This window comes from Sphingobacterium sp. UDSM-2020 (genome assembly GCF_016132525.1).
GTDB classification, from domain to species: Bacteria; Bacteroidota; Bacteroidia; order Sphingobacteriales; family Sphingobacteriaceae; genus Sphingobacterium; species Sphingobacterium anhuiense.
In genome coordinates this window covers 5,441,596-5,463,374 of the sequence record NZ_CP066166.1, presented here as the reverse complement: position 1 = coordinate 5,463,374, position 21,779 = coordinate 5,441,596, and the positions used below count along the sequence as shown (strand labels likewise).

The following is a 21,779-nucleotide window of genomic DNA, read 5'->3' as shown; positions in this document are numbered from 1 at the left end:
ACCATTATGCAACTAACCAACAAGATATTATTTAACCCTTATTTGATTGCTAGTGCAGTGCAATAAAAATCGAACAGGTAATAAAATGTATTCAATGAACAAATATATATTCCTTTTCATTTTAGTTCTATCTGGATTAAAGGTTTTTTCTCAGTCCGTATACACTAATACTCCAGATAGCGCAGCCATGTTCCCTAAAAAATATGGCGCATTTGAACACTATGCCTTTGTGCTTAACGGAAAGGTTATTGGGCATCAAGCGTTGGTTAATAATCCGGAAGCAAAACTGAATAATATTTTCCCTTATCCGATTAGGTTGGAAGGGAGGCGTTATCTTGGAGCCGTATATTTTCATACTGAAGAACGCTATGCGCCTCCAGTTCGGGATGCTAATCTACCAGCTTATTTCATCAATGGGACTCAGGTTAGCCCTTATCAGATTCGCATGATCAAGATGGAATTGTATAAGCGGATCGCAAAGTCAACACAGGATACCACTATAAATGGCATCCTGTACCGGGGCTCCATATATGTTGATACCGATGAGGATTATTTTGCTGACCGCATTTCCTTGCCAGATCTTATCGTAAAGTACACTGGTTTAGCACCTGAAGAGGTCATCATCCATTGGCATAACACCCAATACAGGTATATTTACGAAGGCGATATTGGTATGATCATCAAAAATAATTTTCCGCTTTATTCATTTACAATTAGTAATTTATCGCTTAAAGGAGTGAGTGTCGACCGTGTGCATTTTGCCCAAGGCGATCGCTACGTCGTTCATCTTAGCGACAATAGCTATAAATCGAGTATGCCTAAGACCGGATTATTCACGGGAGATCTTTTAGCTATTGATACGGTTTTTCCTTGTTATGTACCAGATTTTGATGTGCAAGAAGATGGTATTTTTAATTATGTAGAGGTTGAGCCAAGGCCTAGGAACGGAATAGATTTTTACCTAAAGAAATTATCATCGACGATGGGGCTTCCTGCAGTTAAACCGAGTACAGCTACTCAGGCCGACTCAATCACCGTTCAGTTTATCATACTCAAGGATGGTATGATAGCCAATTTAAAGAGCGTAGAACCCGATAAATCTGACCATGAAGACATACTTACTGCGATCAAAAAAAATGCCTGCATCTGGTGGCCTTCCGTGCAGGGGGGCAGACCAGTGTTGTTTAGACGAAAAATGGTGATCTTCTACAGTAAGGATCAAAAGGGAAATATCCAATCGATAGATGGTCTTAAATATCGCTATAACTTTGTTCAAACAAACAATAAACCATGATCACAGCCTATATGAAGTATTACCAAATATTATTGCTCATGCTGGTTTGTTGCCTTAATGCGCAATCACAGCGACTGAGAGACAGGATCTTGGACAACACGCTGTTATACCCGAAGCAATATGGAACATTTGAAAATTATGAGTTTATCTTAAATGGCGCACACATTGAGAAAGACGAGCTACTCAATTACCCGGAGGCTACGTTTGGGCGGGTATTTGATTATAGCCGAGATCCGAAGAGTAAATATCAAGGCGTTCTGTATTTCCACACGCCGTGGTATCCGCCTTCACCAGCCGATCAGCATGCCGATGATCCTGCTTATTTTATCAATAATATACAGGTAAGCCCCTATGCCATCCGTTCTACAGTAGTAGAAGAGTATACTGCTATTAGGCGATCGGAACAGGATACTCTTATTGACGTGATTGTGTACCAAGGTTCAATACATGTGGATACCGATGAAGATTTTTTTGCCAACCGCATGACTATACCCGAGATCGTCAAGAAGTATACCGGTTTACCGCTCGAAAATGTCATTGTACATTGGCGCGATCGCTATTGGGATGCACTTAACCCTGGCGTTATTGTCCAGGATCACTTTCCTTTGTATTATATCAATCCCAAAGGTCTAGAGGAAGTTAAGGTTGACCGTATTCGGTTTGCCGAGGGCGAACGCTATTTTGTACATCTGGTAGACCAAGGATATCGGTATAGTAATTTGACTGAAAAGGGTTGGGAGACACCCCAAAAGAATTTTGTGGTCTTCTTTAAACCTAGGGATTTTGATCCTAAAGCACCTTGTTATATAGCTGATTTTGATATTGCTGGCAAAGATATCCGCAACCGTGCACAAGGGGAACCTGAACCATCTCTGGGAGAAGAGGCTTATCTGAAAAAGCTGTCTGCCCATATGGGCCTGGTTGCAGAGCAACCTCAGGCAGAAACCACACGTGATTCGATCCTGGTGCAGTTTATTGTTCTTCATAACGGAGCAATTACTGGACTTGAATCAATTGGCTCGCAAAAACCAGTTCATGCAAAGTTTCTACAGGCCATTAAACAGCATTCCTGCGTTTGGACAGCGGCTTGGGAAAATAGGAGAACCTTATATTTTAAACGAAAAATGGTGATCTTTTACAGTGAAGATAATAAAGGAAATATAGTGTCGTTAGATAGCCTTGAATACCGTTATGATGGTGAACCTAATACAGTCCGCTGATATTTCTAATTCTGACGAAGAACAGCTTAGGTCCTTCATTTAAATAAAACTAAAATGCTTGCTTGAAATGAATAAACTTAAGGTGAATATGTTAAAAGGTTTTGATAAATTGAATGTTGTTGTTAAATGAAAACGGTTATATTATTTATTTTGATGTTAAGTTCAAGTATGGTAAGCAAGCTTCAAAACAAAATTGAGTTTTGGCTCAATACTGATTATGATCAGTTTTATTTGGTTGATGGAAATGAAACTGAGATTGCTAATAGTCTTTGGATCAATGAAGACGACTTTAATTCGAGGATTGAAGTTTCAGGAAGTGTAATGGGTATTAGGACAGAAAGAAGCGGTAAAATAAAAGTTATAGTAGAGGTGTTTGATAAAAAGCCAGATTTTGAATCTCAGGATGAATACGATCATATTGTAGAATGCAGTTTTGAAATTAAATCAGGCCATTTAATGATAAAAAATTGTCCAGATTTTGAACTTGTTAAAGATATAATACTACCTGAAGGGATTTACAGGATTAGAGTATCCTCTGCAAATCTTTCGACAGTTGCATCTCACTATTCAGGTGTAGATTATTATAGATTGAGCATATGGAATGAAAAGGTAATGTCAGCGAAAAGCGTTTTAAAGCAATATACAGAGTAATGTGAGCAATTATATAAATATATACTTCATGGTGGATGAGCATGTTGAATTGCCGTATGAAAGTTTGGTAATAATCACGACTTTTATAATTAAATCTTAGAAAGAATATGATGGAAGCAATGGGTTGGATTTCATTAAGTCCGAGCACAGACCGAGAACATGCTATTAATCAAACTGAAGATCTCCTAAAAAAAGTTTTAAAATTGACTGGTTCTTTTCAATCCATTAATCAATTTATAAAAGTAAAAGAATTGAATGGAAGTAATTATTTATTAATTGGTATTAATCATAATCACAATAATGGAATTATAGAATCGGTAGAGCAATTAATTAAGAATATAGGCTTACTGTCAAAAGGATGTTATGGCATAGTTTACGTGAGGGATGATGAATCACTTGAAAATGTTAATTTTCGAGCTATAAAACTAGCTAGAGGTAGGGTTGATATAGCTGAGGACTCCTTACTTAGCCCCTGTAACCCGACTATTGAAGACTGAAGTAGGAAAGGATTCTAAAATGGGGGGCAAAAAGAACTAAAAAGTATAGACCTAGCGAAATCTGTTAGAAGACTATCATAAATTCTTATGATGGCTATATCGATTTTATAACTTAACTACAATTAGTTCTGACTATAGAGACAAGTTCTTATTGGAGATCAAAGCGCTTGAATTTCATATGTTATAAGAAATATCTGAAAGATGAAGGAGCTAATGATCTTGATAATTTTATTGTGTATCCAAGCAAATTTATCTAAGTTTAACTACTATAAAAGGGAAATAAAAATTGGTATCAATACAAAAGGAAATTCTGTAATCAAACCAATTATAATCAAAAGCAGTTTTTTATAATCAGGTATAGTAGTGTAATTTAATATTAAGATTACCTATTTGAAGTTTTATGTGAAAAAAGTAGCTGTAAAAGTTAGAGTAGATGAGGCAGAATGATTTAAAGGAAGTGCTGAACGAAGTTGGAATGGGAGTATTAAAATATGAATAGTATATTATTAAAATTGTTATGTATTTGTATACTGACTGCTAGTTCACTACCGAGTTATGCTCAGGGTTTGTATTTTGTTAGCCACGAAGAGGTACAAAACAGACGGACTGGACTCGAATTATTTGGCGAAAATATGCTTTCCATAAAGGATAAGTTTGATATGAAGTTTGCATTGAAGTACCGTCCGGGGCAGGAAACCTATTTTGGTTATGTATTTCGACTCATTCTTAACGATCAATATAATATAGATTTAATCACCCGTGACTATAGTCCGCAAAATAGAAAGTTAAGTCTAGTGGTTGGTGATCAGGAATATACAATTGCATTAAAAAATAATATAGTCGATGCATATCAATGGCTGGATGTGCATATCATGTTGGATTTGAAATCAGGGAATTTGCACTTTAGCATTGCTGGACAGCAACTTAAAATGCCTCTATCATTTCCAAAACAGGTTTCAGCGCGGATTTCCTTTGGAGCGAACAATATGCCACGATACTCTACTACTGATGTACCCCCCATATATGTCAAAGATATTCAACTTTATCAAGGGGGAAAAGAGCAGTATAAATGGGCTTTACAGGAAGAAGGACATCTCTCTGATACTTTCCGCAATGAAAGGGCAATTGCGATTAATCCCATATGGGTACAGTCTTTACATCGCAAATGGTTAGTGTCAAATTTAGTACATACAAGCCCAGCTGCAAGTGTGTGTTTTGATCAAGAAAAAGAAATTCTTTACATTGTTGGCAATGAATACATTATTAAATATGCTATAGCGACAGGTAAACAGGAGCGTATTGTATATGCCGATGGACCATTGGGTCTTTTGCAAGGGAATCAATCTCTTTATGTGGATCAGGAAAACAGCATCTTTAATTATTTTCCAGACCAACAGTTATTGACATCTTTTAATGAAGAAACCCGTACCTGGAGTAAAAGATATTCAACTGGACAAACAACTGCTTACTGGCATTCTAATAAATTTTTCAGTAAGAGCGATTCCTCAATTTATGTTTTAGGTGGTTACGGCTACTTTACATATAAGAATCAGCTATCCAAGATTTCGATGAAAAATGGTCAATGGCAGGATGTAGTATTGACGGAGACTGCTTATACACCTCGATATTTGTCTAGTCTTGGAGTAACTGACAAAGGTGCTTATATCTTGGGGGGATATGGAAATAAATCAGGTAAGCAAGAGTTGAATCCGCACTATTATTATGATTTGCTTTTTTTTGATCCTGTAAATGTAACAATCCGCAAAATTGCCAACCTTCCCATAATTGATCAAGAATATATTTTTGGTAATTCTATGGTCATCGTTGGATCACAATATTATACCTTAACGCATACTAAAAACGTATTCGACACAAGTATTCGACTGCTGTCTGGTAGGCTAGATGGTACAGAGGTTAAAGTATTGTCGGATAGTATCCCGTATAAATTTAGCGATATTAAATCCTATTCAGATCTTTTTTATGCTACTCGCTCTAAAAAACTCTTGGCGGTTACTTTATTTGATAATGGCGAACAAACGGAGGTGAAAATATATAGTCTTAATTTTCCACCGCAGTTTTTAGATCCTGCCACTATTAGTAATGGTTTCGTCACGAATAAAGGTATGATTTGGCTTCTTTTGTTTTTCAGTGGAGTAATAATTTTAATTTTTTTCGTGTGGAGAGCTAGGAAAACGATTTCAGGTCGCTTGAACGTGCCTGTTAAGAAAGAAATGAGCTCATCTTTAAAAATAGAACAAGAATTAAATGTAGAACAGCAGGTGGTCAATCATATCTATTTATTCGGGTCATTTCGAGTATTTGATAACAAAGGAGTGGAAGTAACGCGTCAATTTACCCCAGTTCTTAGACAATTGTTTCTTAGTATGTGTCTATTTACTTTTTCATCCAAAAAGGGCATTAGCTCCGAGCGTTTATATGAATTGCTGTGGTCGGACAAATCTATAAAGAGTGCGCGTAATAATCTATTGGTCAATATGGGCAAGTTAAAAGTAATTCTTTCGGATGTGGCTGGACTTGAAATCTCTAAGGAAACAGGTTATTGGGCGATAAAACTGGATGAGGAGCATGCACATATCGATTACGCCTATTTTAAAAAGATATCAAAAAATACAGGTTTAGACTATCGAAAAAAAATGATGATAATCGCAGACATCGTTCAAAAAGGAAGTTTTTTAGAGGATATGAATTATGAATGGATGGATGAATATAAGAGTAAGATCTCAACAATCGTGGGAGAGGTTTACACTGGTTACCTGGAAGCTATTTCTTTAGGAAATGAGAAGGAAGATGTGCAGCTTATGATTGCTAATAAGATCATGCAATTTAATTCGATGAATGAAGATGCCATGTATATATCTTGTCTATTGATGTCTAAATCGGGTATGCATCAGGAAGCTCGAATAACTTATGAGAGCTTTGCACAAGAATACCTTAAACTTTATGGGGAAGTCTATCCCATAACACTTAAAGAAATTTTAAAACATTCCCAAAATGTTTATTAATGCCATAAGTTAGGTGTTTTTTTAAAAAAAATATTTCTCTGACAGTCAGTGTGTTAATTTGTTAATTTCTACTTGTTTTTCAAATTAATATAAAATTAAGTCAAAATTAAGCCCCTTCTGTTTTATTTGTGCTACCAATTAAAAACAGGAGGGGCTTATGATATGATGACCTATTTTATTACGTCTTGATAACCGCTTATTAGAAGTGGAAAATGCAGGATTAATAGTCCTTTGGTCTGGTTTATTGATGAGAATTAATCAGACTGGACACCAATCTTTAACCAGAGTAAAACCTATAAATCTTATGAACAATTTGGAAAATAATCGAAAGTTATGGACTTCGAGGGATGTAATATTCAGGTGGACAAAGCAGATGTCGGGATATGCTTTGCTCATCGGAACGGTGGTTATGCCACTTGAAGGATCTTCCTTACCATTAAATAGAATCAGTCGACTTATTATCATGCAACAACAGGTACGTGGAACGGTAACAGATAGTAGCGGTGCGCCCATTGGTGGAGCTACTATTAAAGTTGTTGGAACAAACCGACAGGTGGCTGCCGATGCAAAAGGAGCATTTAGTATCCAAGCAAACAAAGGAGATATTGTGGAGGTAACCAATGTCGGTTATGCAACAAAAAGTACGGTCATCAACGGTGAATATATCGATATTCAATTGGAAGCGAATCAAATGGGATTGGAGGAAGTTGTCGTAGTTGGTTTTGGAACTCAGAAAAAGGGGAATGTTACAGCTGCGATCTCCACAATACAGGCCAAAGATATTAATACCACGACCAGCTCAAGTTTAGCACAAAGTTTACAAGGGAAAATACCGGGATTACAAATAAGGCAACAAAGTTCTGAACCGGGAGCATTTAGATCAAGTATCAATATCAGAGGTTTTGGTGAACCGCTGTATGTCATTGATGGTATTGTGCGTGATGGAGGAGTTGAGTTCCAGCAGCTAAACCCGAATGACATCGAAAATATATCGATATTAAAGGATGCGTCGGCAGCCATTTACGGTTTGAATGCCGCAAATGGCGTAATTCTGGTGACGACCAAAAAAGGTGTTAGTGGAAAACCAACATTTAATTATATCGGAACTGTAGGATTACAGCAACCGACCAATGTGCCGAAGATGGCAAATGCGGCCCAGTATTTAGAAATGTACGATAATGCGATATTTTTTAGAGATGGTGTTCATCATATAACTAAGGAGGAACTGGATAAATGGCGTCAAGGTGCACCCGGATATGAGAGTACAAACTGGTATAACGATACTTTTAAGAAGACAGCATCACAGCATCAACATGATTTTTCGGTAAGAGGTGGTACCGATGCTATTAATTATTTTACAAGTGTTGGTTATTTTAATGAAAGTGGACTCTTCAAAAGTGGCGATATGGGTTATGATCGTTATACGTTCAGAAGTAATCTTTCAGCTAAACTTAGTGAGCGACTTAAGGCCGATGTGATGGTATCTGGACGTCGATCTAAGCGTGAATTCCCTGGAGGAGATGGTTTTATCTGGATGTATAAAGGAACAATTATCAGCCATCCAACCGAAAGCCCTTTTATCAATGGAGACCCAAATTATCCTGCAAATATTTATAATCAGCAAAATGCAGTCATCATGTCGCAGAAGGACTATGCTGGCTACACAGAAGATCGGAATAAAAGTTTCCAATCGTCCATTGCACTTACTTATGATGTGCCTGGAATTGAAGGTTTGAAAGCTATTGGTACTGTTTCTTACGATAGTTATAACGTTTACAATAAGAACGTATGGAAGAACTATAGAATCTATAATAAAGACCTCACTTCCATGGTCTTTAATAATCCAAGGATTGCTAATAATATTGATGATGCCGAACGTCTTGTGTTTCAGGGGCAACTTAATTATGACCGTACTTTTGCAGAGCACCATAACCTAAGCGCAACTGCTGTATTTGAAATGAAGCAGTATACCAAAAAACATAGTTACCTGTGGCGTGAGTATGATTTTTATACCACTGATGTCATGGATTATGCTTCGGGAAGGCAGACCAATAATGGTGATGAAATCGAGGAACGAAACATGTCCTACATAGGTCGTGTTAATTATGATTTCAAAGGGAAGTATTTATTGGGAGCATCTTTTCGATACGATGGTTCTTATCGTTATGCTCCAGGCGAAAGATGGGGTTTCTTTCCCAATATTTCGGCCGGATGGCGATTGTCTGAAGAAGCATTTATGAAAGATAATCTCCCTTTCGTCAATAATCTAAAGATTAGAGCTTCCCATGGGATGATTGGTGAGAACCAAGGAAATGCATTTCAACATATTTTAGGTTTTTCTCCACGACCAAAGGAGGGGGCTGAATTTGTGAATGGTTCCTATGTAGGTGGGCTGGGAGCTCCAGGAGTAATCAATCCGAATTTTACCTGGATCAAATCTAAGATTACAGATGTCGGTATAGAAGGAGCGTTGTTTGGTGGGAAAATAGCTTTTGAAGCCGATTATTATCAACGTGAAAAAACTGGGAAATTAATTCAGAGAAGTGGGGGACTACCCAATACATTTGGAGGCGATATGCCTATCGAAAATTTTGAAAGTGAGCTTACCCGTGGATTTGATTTAGTCATCTCCCATCAAAATCAGGTCAATGATTTTAAGTATGGCATGAGTATTAATATGAATCTAGCCCGTACTAAACACTTGATTGTAGATAAACCGGAGGCTAATAGTAGTTATGAGCGTTGGAGAAATGGATATGCTGACCGTTGGAATGATTTGGAGTGGGGATTTAATAACACGGGCCAATTTCAAAACATGGAGCAGATTAATCAGGCTATTGTCTATGGCGGAGATCGTGGTAATTCACAAATTTTACCAGGTGATTTTACCTATGAAGATGTTAATGGAGATGGTGTTATCGACGATAAAGATCTCATGCCTATTTTCAGAAATCGTGACCCGAAGATGTTCTATGGACTTACCTTGAATGCGGCATGGAAGAATATAGATCTGAATATGGTCATGCAAGGAGCATCATTATATACCATGCGCTATAATGAAGTATTTTCACAAATGTTTTTCAATAATGGAAATCTTCCAGAATATTTCTATGACCGATGGCATCTGGCTGACCCCTATGATGCAAATAGTGAATGGATAGCAGGAAAATGGCCAGCAAACCGATTCTCTGAATATATGGGTTCATCTTATAGGGAGAGCGATGCGTGGCGTATGAAGGCCAATTATCTCCGTATGAAAAGTATAGAGCTCGGTTATACCGTCCCTTTAAGCGAAGCGAATAAACGCTTGATCAAAAAGATAAGGGTTTATGGAAATGCACACAATTTATTCACTTTTGCCGACGCATTCATCAAGCAGTTTGATCCAGAGCGCTTTGAGGGCGACTACAATGCAGGTTATAACTATCCGTTAATCAAGAGTTACAACTTAGGGGTTAATCTTACATTTTAATATTTAGAATTATGAAATATCATCATATATCCAGCATACTTTGTGGAGCATTATTGGTTTTTTCGACTTCCTGTTCCGATTTTTTGGATGTTACACCGCGTAATAAGATACCCGGAGATGCGGTTTTATCGGATCCTAACGGAGTTAAAGCTTTCTTAGCCAATTTATATTATCAGGCACCTATTGAAGATCACGTTTATTTCCCTAGAGAAGGTTTCAATGCTCGGGGTAATACGGGTTTTCTTTCTCTTGCACAGTATAGTATGGAGGCTATACACTCAGAGTGGCCAAATTGGAATGAATATAGAAATGACTGGTGGGAGAAGGGCTATAAGCTGAATAGGAGTATCAATATTCTTATCCAATCAATACCGACCTTAAATATGGCCGATAAAGAAAAGCAGGTATTGGCAGGAGAGGCAGCTTTTTTAAGAGCATACACTTATTTTGCACTTGCTAAACGTTATGGGGGAGTTCCTTTGATACTGGATAACCAGGATTTCACGAATGACTTCGAGATGTTAAAAGTACCCCGTAGTACTGAAAAAGAAACATGGGATCTGGTTTTAAGTGAATGTGACCGCGCGATCGAGTTGCTTCCTGAGGAGCATGCTAATGGTGATGAAAGTAAGCGTCGAGCAACCAAATGGGCTGCTTATGCCCTTAAGTCGCGCGCAGCACTACATGCAGCATCAGTAGCTAAGTATTGGAATAGTGCTCCTTTGTCTGGAGAAGCGGTCTCATTAAAATTTGTAGGCATGGAGGCTTCGCAAGCAGCAGCTTATTATAAAGCTTGTATAGACGCATCAATGGCGTTGATGAGTTCAGGTAGATTCAGCCTATATAAAGCAACTCCTGCTACCCCAGCTGAAGCCATCAAAAACTATCAGGAGATGTTTGTAAATCCTAGTGTGGCTTCATCAGAAGCGATACTAATTAAAGGCTATGCGAATGTTGGTAACGATCTATCGCACGATCTTGATGGTTGGAATGGACCGAATCAGACTGGAGAAGGTTTTCCACATCGTGGACGTACCAATCCAATCCTTGAAATGGTCGATTTGTACGAAAGTTATGATAACCCGGGCCATGCTTCACCGGTTGTGACGAGAGCTGATGGTCAAGTTTCATCGGCTGAGGGGTACAAAGAAGGAGTTGCTTATCGCCATTTTGATTCGCCAGATGAAATTTTCAAGAATAAAGATGCGCGATTCTTTGCCTCGATTATCTATCCGAATGCCTCTTGGAAAGGCCAGACCATTGTGATCAATGGTGGAATAGTGAAACCAGATGGTTCTTTGATCGATAGTCGGACTTCTTTTGAACATAAAGGCATTACTTATTTTACATATGGTAAAGAACAACCTAACCAGTATTCGGGTTTTGATGGCTCTGCGGATATGACAAGAACTGGATTCTTGATGCGTAAGTTCTTGAATGAAAATATGCGGTTTACCACTTGGCTACAGTCCACAACGGATTACATGGATATGCGCTATGCAGAAGTATTGCTCAATTTTGCCGAAGCGGTAGTGGAAAGCGGATATACCCAAGAAAATGCCGTTAGTTTGGCAACCAAAGCGATAAATGATATCCGATTTCGTGCCGGCCATACGGTGGCGATAGCACTTAATTTAGAAAATGTGCTTCGAGAACGTACGGTGGAACTCGCATTTGAGAATAAAAACTATTGGGATCTGATACGTAGGAGAACATTCCATACCACGTTTAAAAATAAGATAAAAGAGGCACTGGTTCCTTTAATCGATTTGAGAGGTAATAAACCACAGTATATTTTTGTCCGCAAAAATGTGGCAGGATCCAATAGTCAGAATTTTCCAGAAAAGGACTATTATAGACACATTCCAAATGTCGCTGGAAATGGTGTAATCCAAAATCCACAACAATAACATCTAAAATGAAAGCTATGAAAAGAATATTATATTTATCCTTCGTCTCACTGCAACTTGCTTTGTTTACAGCTTGCGGTCTCAGTGATATTGACAATTATGAAGGGCCAAATGCCACGATATCAGGTGGCCTATATGATGTGGAGACTGGTGAGCTTATCCAGCAAGATGTCATTAGAGGCTCGCAGATCGAATATATTGAACTCGGATTTAAAAATCCACAGACGCAGTACATTGTTGTTAAAAACGAGGGCACTTATCGTAACAACCTCATGTTTGCAAACCGGTATACGATACAGCCTGTAAGAGGAAATTTTGTACCTGTCGAAAAACAGGAGATTGAGGTATCGGGCAGTACGGTTAAGGATTTTAAAGTACAGCCTTATATCCGGATCAAAAATGCTGTCATTAAGCAAATAGGAGATAAGGTGGTGGCCACATTTAAGGTGCAACAAACGGTAGAAAACCCGGTTAAGCGTATCGGACTGTTTGCGCATCAAGAGATTAATGTTGGAGAGCCATTAAATATCGTAAATAAGCAAGAAGATATTAATGTGAAAGTAGATGAAAATCAAACCTATCAATTGGAGATCGATTTAGTGGCAAACAATAGCAAACTCGTCAAAGGAAAATCGTATTATTTTAGAGTAGGTGCACTGATTGATGCGAGCGAAGCCAAGTATAATTATGCCTCTACGATTCAATTGACTGTCCTGTAGTGCCTAGATGTTTTATAATGATTTAATGGAGGTTGCCAAAGTATATATACTTTGTGCAACCTCATTTTGAGCAAATATATGATAGCAATATTAAAAAAAGGACGCCTGTATATATTGGCGATGCTTTGTATGGGCTGCGCAACAAGAAATAAAATTGATTCGCCAGTTGATCAGGTCAATCCTTACATGGGTAATATCAGCCACTTGCTAGTACCTACGTATCCTACTATACATCTACCCAATAGTATGCTTCGGGTGTATCCTGAAAGACAAGATTTTACCACAGATCAACTCTATGGCTTACCTATGATTGTGACCAGTCATCGGGGACGGTCTGCTTTTAATCTAAGTCCAGTAGACAGAACTGACAAAACACATTTTAATAATGTATATTCCTTAGACTATGACAATGAAGTCATCAAACCCTATTTATATACATCCAATCTGCAGAACGGGGATATGGATGTCAAATATGCACCATCCCATCAGTCGGCATTGTATGAAATTAGATTTAGGGAACGCTATGCACCTTCACTCATCTTAAATACCCAATCTGGAACAATATCAGTGAGTGGAAATAAGATTAAAGCTTCTCAGAACTTGGATAATAAGACAATAGTTTATCTATATGCTGAGGTAAACCAACAACCACTTCAAGTAGGAACACGAAATGACCAAGGGCAGTTGGATGACCAGGTAACTTCCAAATCAGGAGATCAGGTAGCTGCCATTCTTCATTTTGAACCCGGATTGGAGTTATTAAAAATACGATATGGTATATCATTTATAAGCGTTGAACAAGCGGAGTTAAATCTAAGACGCGAGATAAAGGATTATAATTTGGAATTGCTAGCGAATAAAGGACGTGATCTATGGAATTATGCTTTAGGTAAAATTCAAGTGAAAGGATTGTCCAAAGATGATGAAGCTTTGTTTTATAGCTCGGTGTATCGTTGCTATGAAAGACCCGTTAATATCTCAGAAGATGGTCGTTATTTTAGTGCATTTGATGGTCAGGTGCATACAGACGAACGACCATTTTATACCGATGACTGGATTTGGGATACCTACCGAGCTACCCATCCGTTACGGTTATTGATCGATCAGGAGGTAGAATCTGATATAATTCAATCCTATGTTAGGATGGCCGAGCAGATGGATCAGTTTTGGTTACCTACTTTTCCAGAGATTACCGGCGATTCGCGACGTATGAATTCTAACCATGGTGTGGCTACGATCGCTGATGCTTATGCCAAAGGACTTCGTTCATTTGATGTAGAAAAAGCATATCAAAGTGCTAAAGGAGCAATTGAAGACAAGACACTGGCACCCTGGTCGGCAAAGCCCGCGGGTTGGTTGGATGACTTTTATAAAACTCATGGATATATACCTGCATTGAAACCTGGAGAGGTAGAGACAGTACCTGAAGTACATCATTTTGAGAAGCGTCAACCCATTGCTGTGACCCTGGGGACATCTTACGATGAGTGGTGTCTGGCCCAGCTGGCATCGCAATTAGGAAAAAAAGAAGATCACGAAAAGTATGGTAAACATGCGCTCAACTATAGAAATGTTTTTAATAGCAAAACAAGCTTTTTTCATCCTAAAGATAAGGATGGGAATTTTATAGAACCGTTTGATTACCGGTATGATGGCGGACAGGGTGCACGTGAGTATTATGGGGAAAATAATGGTTGGGTATACCGATGGGATGTTCCACATCATATTGCAGATTTGATCGATTTGATGGGAGGCCGTGATAAATTTATTGAAAATCTGGATCAGACGTTCAGAGAACCTCTAGGGAAAAGTAAGTTTGAGTTTTACAGTCAATTACCCGATCATACCGGTAACGTAGGGCAATTTTCGATGGCAAATGAGCCCAGTCTACATGTTCCTTACTTGTACAATTATGCCGGTCAGCCTTGGAAATCTCAAAAAAGAATTCATCAATTGGTACATCAATGGTTTAGAAATGATCTGATGGGTATGCCTGGCGATGAAGACGGCGGTGGTATGTCGGCATTTGTTGTGTTTACTATGTTAGGGTTTTACCCCGTTACTCCCGGAATGCCTATATATGTCATTGGAACCCCATTTTTTAACGAATCTCAGATTACATTATCAGATGGTAATAAATTGACGATTAAAGCCCAAAATCTGTCGAAACAAAATAAGTATATCCAGTCTGCTAAGATCAATGGAAAGGACTGGAATAAGGCTTGGTTTGCACACGATGATATTGTAAACGGTGGCTTAATAGAATTTGTAATGGGGCCATACCCTAATAAAGAATGGGGAGCGAAAATGAAAGATGCACCTCCTTCATTTAAATATTGAAAATTTTTATGGACGATTAATGTGCATTACTTTCCGACCCAACGTCAGTCTTATCCCGATCTGCAAGCTTTTGTATTTAATGATTCCGACAATCTTCAAAAATTAGAAGGGATTAAACTTTTTTTACCAAAAACTTAAATAGCATCCGTTACAAGGAAATGTGGCATGGCATAGGAGGGGTTGTTTAAAGATGTGTAGATCGTCGTGTTAAGACACCCTAAAAAGAAAGAGTCCCGAAATTGTTTAACCACGGGATTCTTTCTTTTAAACTTATTTTATGTTATTTCATCAGATCCAGCTCAACATAAGTAGGGTAATGATCAGATATATAATGGGTAAATTCATTCTTTATAACGCCACTTTTAATCACCATCTTAGCAGCACGTGCGTTAGCCCAGATAAAATCAATCCGTTTCGGTATTCCTGTTGCACTTTGTTTCATTTGACCATTTCCATCTTTAAATGTCGGTACAGTACTTTCAAAATTTTGATGCAATAAACGGTAAGTATCCTGAAATCCTCCTTCTTTTAATTTACCGAGTACGCTATAATCAATCTGCCCATTATTGAGATTACGAATATGCTCGTGCTTTTTTTCATTTTCCAGCATACCTGCCAAAACTTTATGATCGTATTTCTCTTGATCAGATGCGTCTAAGGAATTGAAGTCGCCCATGATTAAAATCGGTTCACCGGCAGGAATTTCCTTTGCTTGAGCCAACACATCCGTCACTTCTTTTAATCTTTTTTGATAATTAAAAGGTGAAAAATGGATGACAAAAAAATGAACGCCTTTTATTTTAGCATATAGGTAACTATGCCACATATTTTCCGTGACCTTACGAAAATTTACCAAAGGATATTTTGATGTTATTGCAACTGGAAAACCTTCTTCTTTGGATTGGAGTACATAATCATGTTTTATTTGTTGTCCCAATTGTTCCAATGTCTTTTGCGTGAATCCATTCATTTCTTCCAATGCAATCACGTCGGGATTCCAATCTTTCGTAAAATCGATAAATCGATTAATATTGACCGAATCTTTTTTGAGTCCATAAAGCACATTATAGGAAACGATGTTTAAATGCTCCTGGGCAATTGCAATTTGGGTACTGATCACTGTACAAAGGATCAGTAATAGATGAGATGATATATTTTTTTTCATAATATTTGTTTTTTTGTTGATATTAAAGGTATGAGTAAGGCTCAACGGCCTTACTCATAAAATATTGATTAAGAAATACTAAGTGCCCAATTTATCCCAGCCCTCGTTTTGTTCCAGTTTATTATTCAGTTGAAGCTCTTGGGTAGGAATAGGATAGTAATAATCTTTTGATTCTATCCATTTCTTATCAATGTCAGGTAAATTGACAATGCGACCACCATTACTGCCATTTTCTAATACCAGTTCTCCCAGTTTTTGATATTGGACACCCGGTTTTTTTGTTGGCGCAGTTCCTTGATAAATAACTAAGTCCAACTTACCATCTTGGTCCAGATCATATTCGCCTGCTCCTGAAAAATACATGCCATAAAATGGTTGAGCGAGCTTTGCCCCTTCCTTCCAGCGTAATAAATCTTGATAGCGTAAACCTTCTTTCACCAGTTCGATGCGACGTTCCCGACGAATCTCTAATATAGCACCTGTCTGTCCGTTTTTAGTTACATTAGGATAGCTTGCCAATAAATAGGGGTCAGGCGTTGCATTAGCAGCACTTAATAAAAGATTCGGCATTGCAACACGGTCGCGCAGTAGTTTGATACTGCGATCGATATCAGACTGTGTCAAGTTTCCTAATTCAGCTTTCGCTTCTGCATAATTCAATAATATTTCAGCATATCTAATGATAGGCATGTCATTGGTCGACTGACCTGCATCAAACGCAGGAGCAAGTATGTATTTAATATATTGATATCCTGTAACTGATGTTGCAAAATCAGGGACTGATGTCGTTGTAGCACCGATCCTTTTATAACCAGGGGTACGGATAGTCTGAGATAAACGCGGATCCCTATTTTGCGTCTCTTCGTAGAAACCTATCTTTTCAAAATTGGGCTTATCGGTAAAGCGGGAGCCATCTTGCATCAAATAGCTGTTTACCAATTGTTTTACCATTCCTGGTCGGCCATAAGATGCTGACAGGATATAAAAATTGGCCGAATGCACATAAGGTACCGCAGCATTATATTGTCTGGCTAAGATCATCTCAGATGCAATGGCGTCTTCAGCAATAAAAAGTTCGTGATAGGCTGTTTTTACATCGCTTTTATAAATACTATAGGTATTCGATTTCATCAACTCATCTGAGGCCTTTATTCCCTCTTCCAAAATAGCTTCCCAATCTCCTAAACCATGATATTTACGAAATGTACCTTCGAAGAGACACATTCTGGACTTATAGGCCAATGCTGTCCATTTGGTAATAAGCTGAGCGCTTTTCGTGTCACTACAGTGTGCAATAGCGTAATCTAGATCTTCTAGAACTTTCGCAAAAACAACTTTTCGTGAATCCCTTGCTTTAAACATGGCAGGATCATCTAGCTCGTTTACTGTTTCGTACAACGGTACATCGCCAAATCGCTGAATCTTGTCAAAATAGAAGTATGCTCTAAAAAATCGAGCTACTCCATCATATTGCAGACGTGCTCCTTCATCAGCACATTTATGTGAATTGGCTAAATAGAAATTGATTTTGCGCAGCACGGTCCAACTCCATCCGCCGCCACTAGATGGCGTAGTTCGTGTGCCCTGAAACTCGGCGGCTAAAGTATTTCGTGCCTCATCATCACCTTGATTAGGATTGTTATAGTGAATCGCTAATGCATCTGGCAAATCATTATAAAAAGCATTGGTATAGGTTTGTAATTCCGATGCTGTACGAAAATAATTCTCGGGAGCTAATTCCGATAAAGGGTAACGCTCAAGATATTTATCGTTACAGGAATTAAAGAGAAGAACTGCTGCGAATGCAGCAACTTTTATATACGTGTTATTCGTTTTCATTATTTAACTGATTTATACGATTTACAATGAAACTTGTACTCCAAATGAAAATACTCGTCCTACAGGATAACTTCTTCCGGTATTATCTGTCATCACTTGTTCCGGATCGATGTAATCGGTTTTTAATTTGGTCCAAGTATGCAGGTTTTCTCCGCTAAAAAATACACGCAATTTATTGATGTGAACGCGCTCTGTCAGCGATACCGGAAGCGTATATCCTATGGTCAGGTTTCTTAGTTTCAGATACGCGATATCCTGAATATACCTATCATTAGCAACAGATAGTTCTGAATTCTGGGCAGTGTAACCTCTCAAGAAAGGAAAATAGGAATTCGGGTTTTCAGGAGACCAGATTTTTTCTTGAAAATTAGCCGGGATAAAGGAATCATAAGGTCTTGCATACACGGACCAAAATGCTTGCGCTTCAAGGTTAGGGTACCAATTTTGGCGTCCCACTCCCTGAAGGAATATCGAAGCATCAATACCATTCCAGTTGGCAGACAAATTGAGCCCATAGGAATATCGAGGTTGATCATTACCGATGATCGTGCGATCTCCAGGATTGTTCAAGGTATTATCGCCCGCGTTAATAATTCCGTCGCCATTCAGATCCAAAATCTTGATATCTCCAGCTTGCAACATCCGAAGATCAGCTGTAGGTGCTTGTACACGTCTTCTGTTGATTTGATCTTGATTGACAATCTGAGCATATGCCTGAGCCTCCTCGGTCGTTTTGAAAAGACCATCGTATTTGTATCCCCAAATTTCACCCAGTTTTTGTCCTGTATAATAGTTATTTAACAGACCTGCATCATTGGCAAATTTTGTGATCTCAGCTTGGTAATCGGATAGCATACCGCGAATAGAATAATTAAAGGTTTTACCTGCTACAGCAAATTGATCTTTCCATAGTAAAGAAACCTCAAATCCTTTCGTTTTAAGATCGGCAGCATTTTCTTGAGGTTCAGCCGCACCAAAAACTGCAGGTTGCGTTTTTCCTCTGCTCAGCATACCCTTTGTCTGCCTTACGTATAAATCTGACTGAAAATCCAAACGATTGTTAAACATACTGAAGTCTAAACCAATATTACTTGTTGTAATCTCTTCCCAGGTTAAAGTTGGAGCAACAGGAGCAGGGTTATTGGCCACATTCAATTTTTGTCCATTGACAAGGTATGAGATCTGACCAGTACCCATTGATGAAATATAAGCATAAGTACTTACCTCCTGGTTTCCTAAAGATCCGTAAGAATAGCGTAATTTTAAATTATTGACCGTATTCTTCAATGGTTGGAAAAACTTTTCCTCACTGATACGCCAACCCGCAGAAAAAGAAGGGAAAAATCCAAAACGACTATGTTTAGGAAAACGTGAAGTACCATCATATCGGCCACTCATTTCAAACAGATATTTCCCTAAATAATCATAATTTAATCTATAAAACCCACCCCGGAGAGCCCATTCATCTGCTCCGCCCTCGAATTGCTTTTCTCCAATGACCAAGTCTAGATCGTTTAAGCTTTCAGAAAGTAAATCCTGTCCGATTCCGCCAATCCTTTTGTACATACGATCTTCTTGATTGAAACCAGCCATTGCTGTGAAATGATGATCAGCAAAATCTTTTTTGTAGGTTGCAAATACATTGATAAAATGCCAGACATATTTACTCATACTTTCTCGAAGCTTGTCCTGATTTAACTGCGAAAGAGAAGACAGTTCCATTACGCCCGGATACTTGGAGTAGAATTGTTTCGTCTGTCTGTAGGAATAATCAGATCTATACTCCCGGTATGAATAGTTACCCGTAACACTCAAACCTTTACCAAGATTAACAACAGCTTCTGTCATATTGGTAAACTCAGTACCACGTGTATAACCTCTCATATTGCCACTTTCAAGAGCATTGTGCAAGCCGTAGCCAATTGGATAACTGTTGATGCCTGAATATCCAGTTAATGTCCCATCCGGATTACGGGGTACATACATGGCATGATAATGATAAGTTGGACTGTTACTGACGTTATTAGCAACCGTGCTAAAATTATTTTCCAGTCCAGCCCAATCATAAGATGATTTGAAAAAGTGCGTACTATTGCTTACCGTTAACCATTTTTTAACATCACTGGCGATGTTAGCCCTTAAATTGTATCTCCCGAACTGATCAGGATCAATATTAAATATTCCCTGTTCGCTAGCCTTCGATCCCGAGAGTGCATATCTGGTATTTCCTGAAGATCCAGAGAACGAAAGGTTATGCTCGCTCTTAGGTCTGCTGTCGTCATACAGATAATTGAACCAATCAAAATTGCCATAGTAGCGGTATATATCCCGACCACTAGCATCTTTTTTGACAACTACCCAAGGGCGGTCAGGATTTTCAACCTGATCATTGACCCTAGACAATAGCTCTTCATAATCCTCATCGGTATAACGGGTGGTGCGATATCCCAGTGCATTGTACATCGCATCATCATTAAGTTTTGCGTTCCAATACCCAGTTGTTATGAAATCTGTATTAGTTGCATGTTTGGTGAACCCGATATTATTACTATAATCAATAATCGATTTACCATTTTTACTTCCTTTCTTAGTGGTTACTAACACCACTCCAAATGCCCCGCGAGCTCCATATACGGCAGCTGCAGAAGCATCCTTTAAGACCGTCACAGATTCAACATCGTTCGGATTGACACGATCTAATGTACCCAATATACCATCGATCAGGATCAGTGGGCCCCCGCCATTAATGGACGTGTTACCACGTATATTGACAGTACCGCTGTTTCCAGGTTTTCCAGATCCAAATACAATATTTAAATTGGGAATCGTTCCCTGCAAGGCCTGCGTTAATTGAGTAACAGGTCTGTCCTCAAATTCTTTACCGGAGATCTGACTAACCGCCCCGGTCAGATTGACACGTTTTTGCTCTCCATAACCAACCACCACCACTTCATCCATTGCGGTTATAGCGGGTTTCATATAAACAGTCACATCTGACTGACCCTCTACCGAGAGTTCCTGCGTCTGGAAACCGACTATTGAAAATTGCAACGTTGTGTGATTACCAGATAATTGGATTTCAAACTGCCCATTTTCAGCGCTACCCGTTTTATTTGACGTCCCCTTTTCCGTGACCGTAACATTACTTAGCGGCAGACCTGCCGCATCTAAAATTTTCCCCTTAATTTTCCGTTGTTGTATAGGTGCTACAGGAGTTTGGATTTCAGTCATAGAGGCCGTTTTTGGCAATGCTTTGCTCAGCACAACGTTATTATCAACAATTCTATAATTGATCTCATATGGAGCAAGAATATCCTTCAGTACAGTTTCAAATGGAACATTATTATAATTGATATTTATTCTTTTTGTATTGGAAACAAGCGATTCTTTATACAAAATATTGAAACCACTTTGCTTTTGTAAATCCTTTATCACTGTCTCCAGTTTAACATTTTGTTTCTTCAAATTTATACCCTGACCATAGGTGAGGGCGCTTACCTGTAAAGCTGTGGCAAATAATAAGGGTAGTGCGATTGACAATTTCATAGTCAATGGGTTAATGGTGTAGGTCTGCCTAAAATTCATAGGCATCCCACACCGATTTTTTTTGTACTTTTGCATACGGTTGATAATGATTTTATAAGTTAAG

General features: G+C 38.5%; 12 protein-coding genes. 9 read left to right on the top strand and 3 right to left on the bottom strand.

Annotated elements, in window-relative coordinates:
- The first annotated feature begins 94 nt into the window (after nt 1–94).
- The 9 genes from JAZ75_RS23045 to JAZ75_RS23005 all read left to right on the top strand — a co-directional run bounded on the left by JAZ75_RS23045 (nt 95) and on the right by JAZ75_RS23005 (nt 15,126).
- Nucleotides 95–1,294 (top strand): hypothetical protein, encoded by a 1,200-nt coding sequence (locus JAZ75_RS23045; RefSeq protein ID WP_208698829.1) that lies wholly within the window; start codon nt 95–97, stop codon nt 1,292–1,294.
- Nucleotides 1,291–2,514: a hypothetical protein gene (locus tag JAZ75_RS23040; protein ID WP_208698827.1), complete on the top strand. Its 1,224-nt coding sequence runs from the start codon at nt 1,291–1,293 to the stop codon at nt 2,512–2,514. The genes JAZ75_RS23045 and JAZ75_RS23040 overlap by 4 nt, the downstream gene beginning before the upstream one ends.
- 126 nt (nt 2,515–2,640) lie before the next feature.
- On the top strand, nt 2,641–3,165 hold the full coding sequence (locus tag JAZ75_RS23035; RefSeq protein WP_208698825.1) for a hypothetical protein: 525 nt from the start codon (nt 2,641–2,643) through the stop codon (nt 3,163–3,165).
- A gap of 107 nt (nt 3,166–3,272) precedes the next feature.
- Nucleotides 3,273–3,662, top strand: coding sequence for an Imm7 family immunity protein (locus tag JAZ75_RS23030; protein ID WP_208698823.1), 390 nt, complete (start codon nt 3,273–3,275; stop codon nt 3,660–3,662).
- A gap of 491 nt (nt 3,663–4,153) precedes the next feature.
- Nucleotides 4,154–6,685 carry a hypothetical protein gene (locus tag JAZ75_RS23025; protein ID WP_208698821.1) on the top strand — a complete coding sequence of 844 codons (2,532 nt, stop codon included), beginning with the start codon at nt 4,154–4,156 and terminating at the stop codon, nt 6,683–6,685.
- A 304-nt stretch (nt 6,686–6,989) separates the two neighbouring features.
- Nucleotides 6,990–10,157 carry a SusC/RagA family TonB-linked outer membrane protein gene (locus tag JAZ75_RS23020; RefSeq protein WP_208698819.1) on the top strand — a complete coding sequence of 1,056 codons (3,168 nt, stop codon included), beginning with the start codon at nt 6,990–6,992 and terminating at the stop codon, nt 10,155–10,157.
- A gap of 11 nt (nt 10,158–10,168) precedes the next feature.
- The gene (locus tag JAZ75_RS23015) at nt 10,169–12,067 is read left to right on the top strand and encodes a RagB/SusD family nutrient uptake outer membrane protein (protein WP_208698817.1); all 1,899 of its coding nucleotides are present in this window, start codon (nt 10,169–10,171) and stop codon (nt 12,065–12,067) included.
- Between the two features lie 17 nt (nt 12,068–12,084).
- Nucleotides 12,085–12,786 carry a DUF3823 domain-containing protein gene (locus JAZ75_RS23010; RefSeq protein WP_208698815.1) on the top strand — a complete coding sequence of 234 codons (702 nt, stop codon included), beginning with the start codon at nt 12,085–12,087 and terminating at the stop codon, nt 12,784–12,786.
- A gap of 78 nt (nt 12,787–12,864) precedes the next feature.
- Nucleotides 12,865–15,126: a GH92 family glycosyl hydrolase gene (locus JAZ75_RS23005; RefSeq protein WP_208698813.1), complete on the top strand. Its 2,262-nt coding sequence runs from the start codon at nt 12,865–12,867 to the stop codon at nt 15,124–15,126.
- A 280-nt stretch (nt 15,127–15,406) separates the two neighbouring features.
- Here the strand turns inward: JAZ75_RS23005 and JAZ75_RS23000 are convergent, their stop codons facing one another.
- From JAZ75_RS23000 to JAZ75_RS22990, 3 genes are all read right to left on the bottom strand, one after another.
- Nucleotides 15,407–16,291 carry an endonuclease/exonuclease/phosphatase family protein gene (locus tag JAZ75_RS23000; RefSeq protein WP_208698811.1) on the bottom strand — a complete coding sequence of 295 codons (885 nt, stop codon included), beginning with the start codon at nt 16,289–16,291 and terminating at the stop codon, nt 15,407–15,409.
- Between the two features lie 78 nt (nt 16,292–16,369).
- On the bottom strand, nt 16,370–18,130 hold the full coding sequence (locus tag JAZ75_RS22995; protein WP_208698808.1) for a RagB/SusD family nutrient uptake outer membrane protein: 1,761 nt from the start codon (nt 18,128–18,130) through the stop codon (nt 16,370–16,372).
- A gap of 21 nt (nt 18,131–18,151) precedes the next feature.
- Nucleotides 18,152–21,676 carry a TonB-dependent receptor gene (locus tag JAZ75_RS22990; RefSeq protein WP_208698806.1) on the bottom strand — a complete coding sequence of 1,175 codons (3,525 nt, stop codon included), beginning with the start codon at nt 21,674–21,676 and terminating at the stop codon, nt 18,152–18,154.
- Nucleotides 21,677–21,779 lie beyond the last annotated feature (103 nt).

Bases quoted from the DNA above. Each gene is read 5' to 3' on its own strand.
- JAZ75_RS23035 (WP_208698825.1), top strand. From the start codon at position 2,641: ATGAAAACGGTTATATTATTTATTTTGATGTTAAGTTCAAGTATGGTA.
- JAZ75_RS23025 (WP_208698821.1), top strand. From the start codon at position 4,154: ATGAATAGTATATTATTAAAATTGTTATGTATTTGTATACTGACTGCT.
- JAZ75_RS23020 (WP_208698819.1), top strand. From the start codon at position 6,990: ATGAACAATTTGGAAAATAATCGAAAGTTATGGACTTCGAGGGATGTA.
- JAZ75_RS23045 (WP_208698829.1), top strand. From the start codon at position 95: ATGAACAAATATATATTCCTTTTCATTTTAGTTCTATCTGGATTAAAG.
- JAZ75_RS23015 (WP_208698817.1), top strand. From the start codon at position 10,169: ATGAAATATCATCATATATCCAGCATACTTTGTGGAGCATTATTGGTT.
- JAZ75_RS23005 (WP_208698813.1), top strand. From the start codon at position 12,865: ATGATAGCAATATTAAAAAAAGGACGCCTGTATATATTGGCGATGCTT.
- JAZ75_RS23010 (WP_208698815.1), top strand. From the start codon at position 12,085: ATGAAAAGAATATTATATTTATCCTTCGTCTCACTGCAACTTGCTTTG.
- JAZ75_RS23040 (WP_208698827.1), top strand. From the start codon at position 1,291: ATGATCACAGCCTATATGAAGTATTACCAAATATTATTGCTCATGCTG.
- JAZ75_RS22995 (WP_208698808.1), bottom strand. From the start codon at position 18,130: ATGAAAACGAATAACACGTATATAAAAGTTGCTGCATTCGCAGCAGTT.
- JAZ75_RS23030 (WP_208698823.1), top strand. From the start codon at position 3,273: ATGATGGAAGCAATGGGTTGGATTTCATTAAGTCCGAGCACAGACCGA.
- JAZ75_RS23000 (WP_208698811.1), bottom strand. From the start codon at position 16,291: ATGAAAAAAAATATATCATCTCATCTATTACTGATCCTTTGTACAGTG.
- JAZ75_RS22990 (WP_208698806.1), bottom strand. From the start codon at position 21,676: ATGAAATTGTCAATCGCACTACCCTTATTATTTGCCACAGCTTTACAG.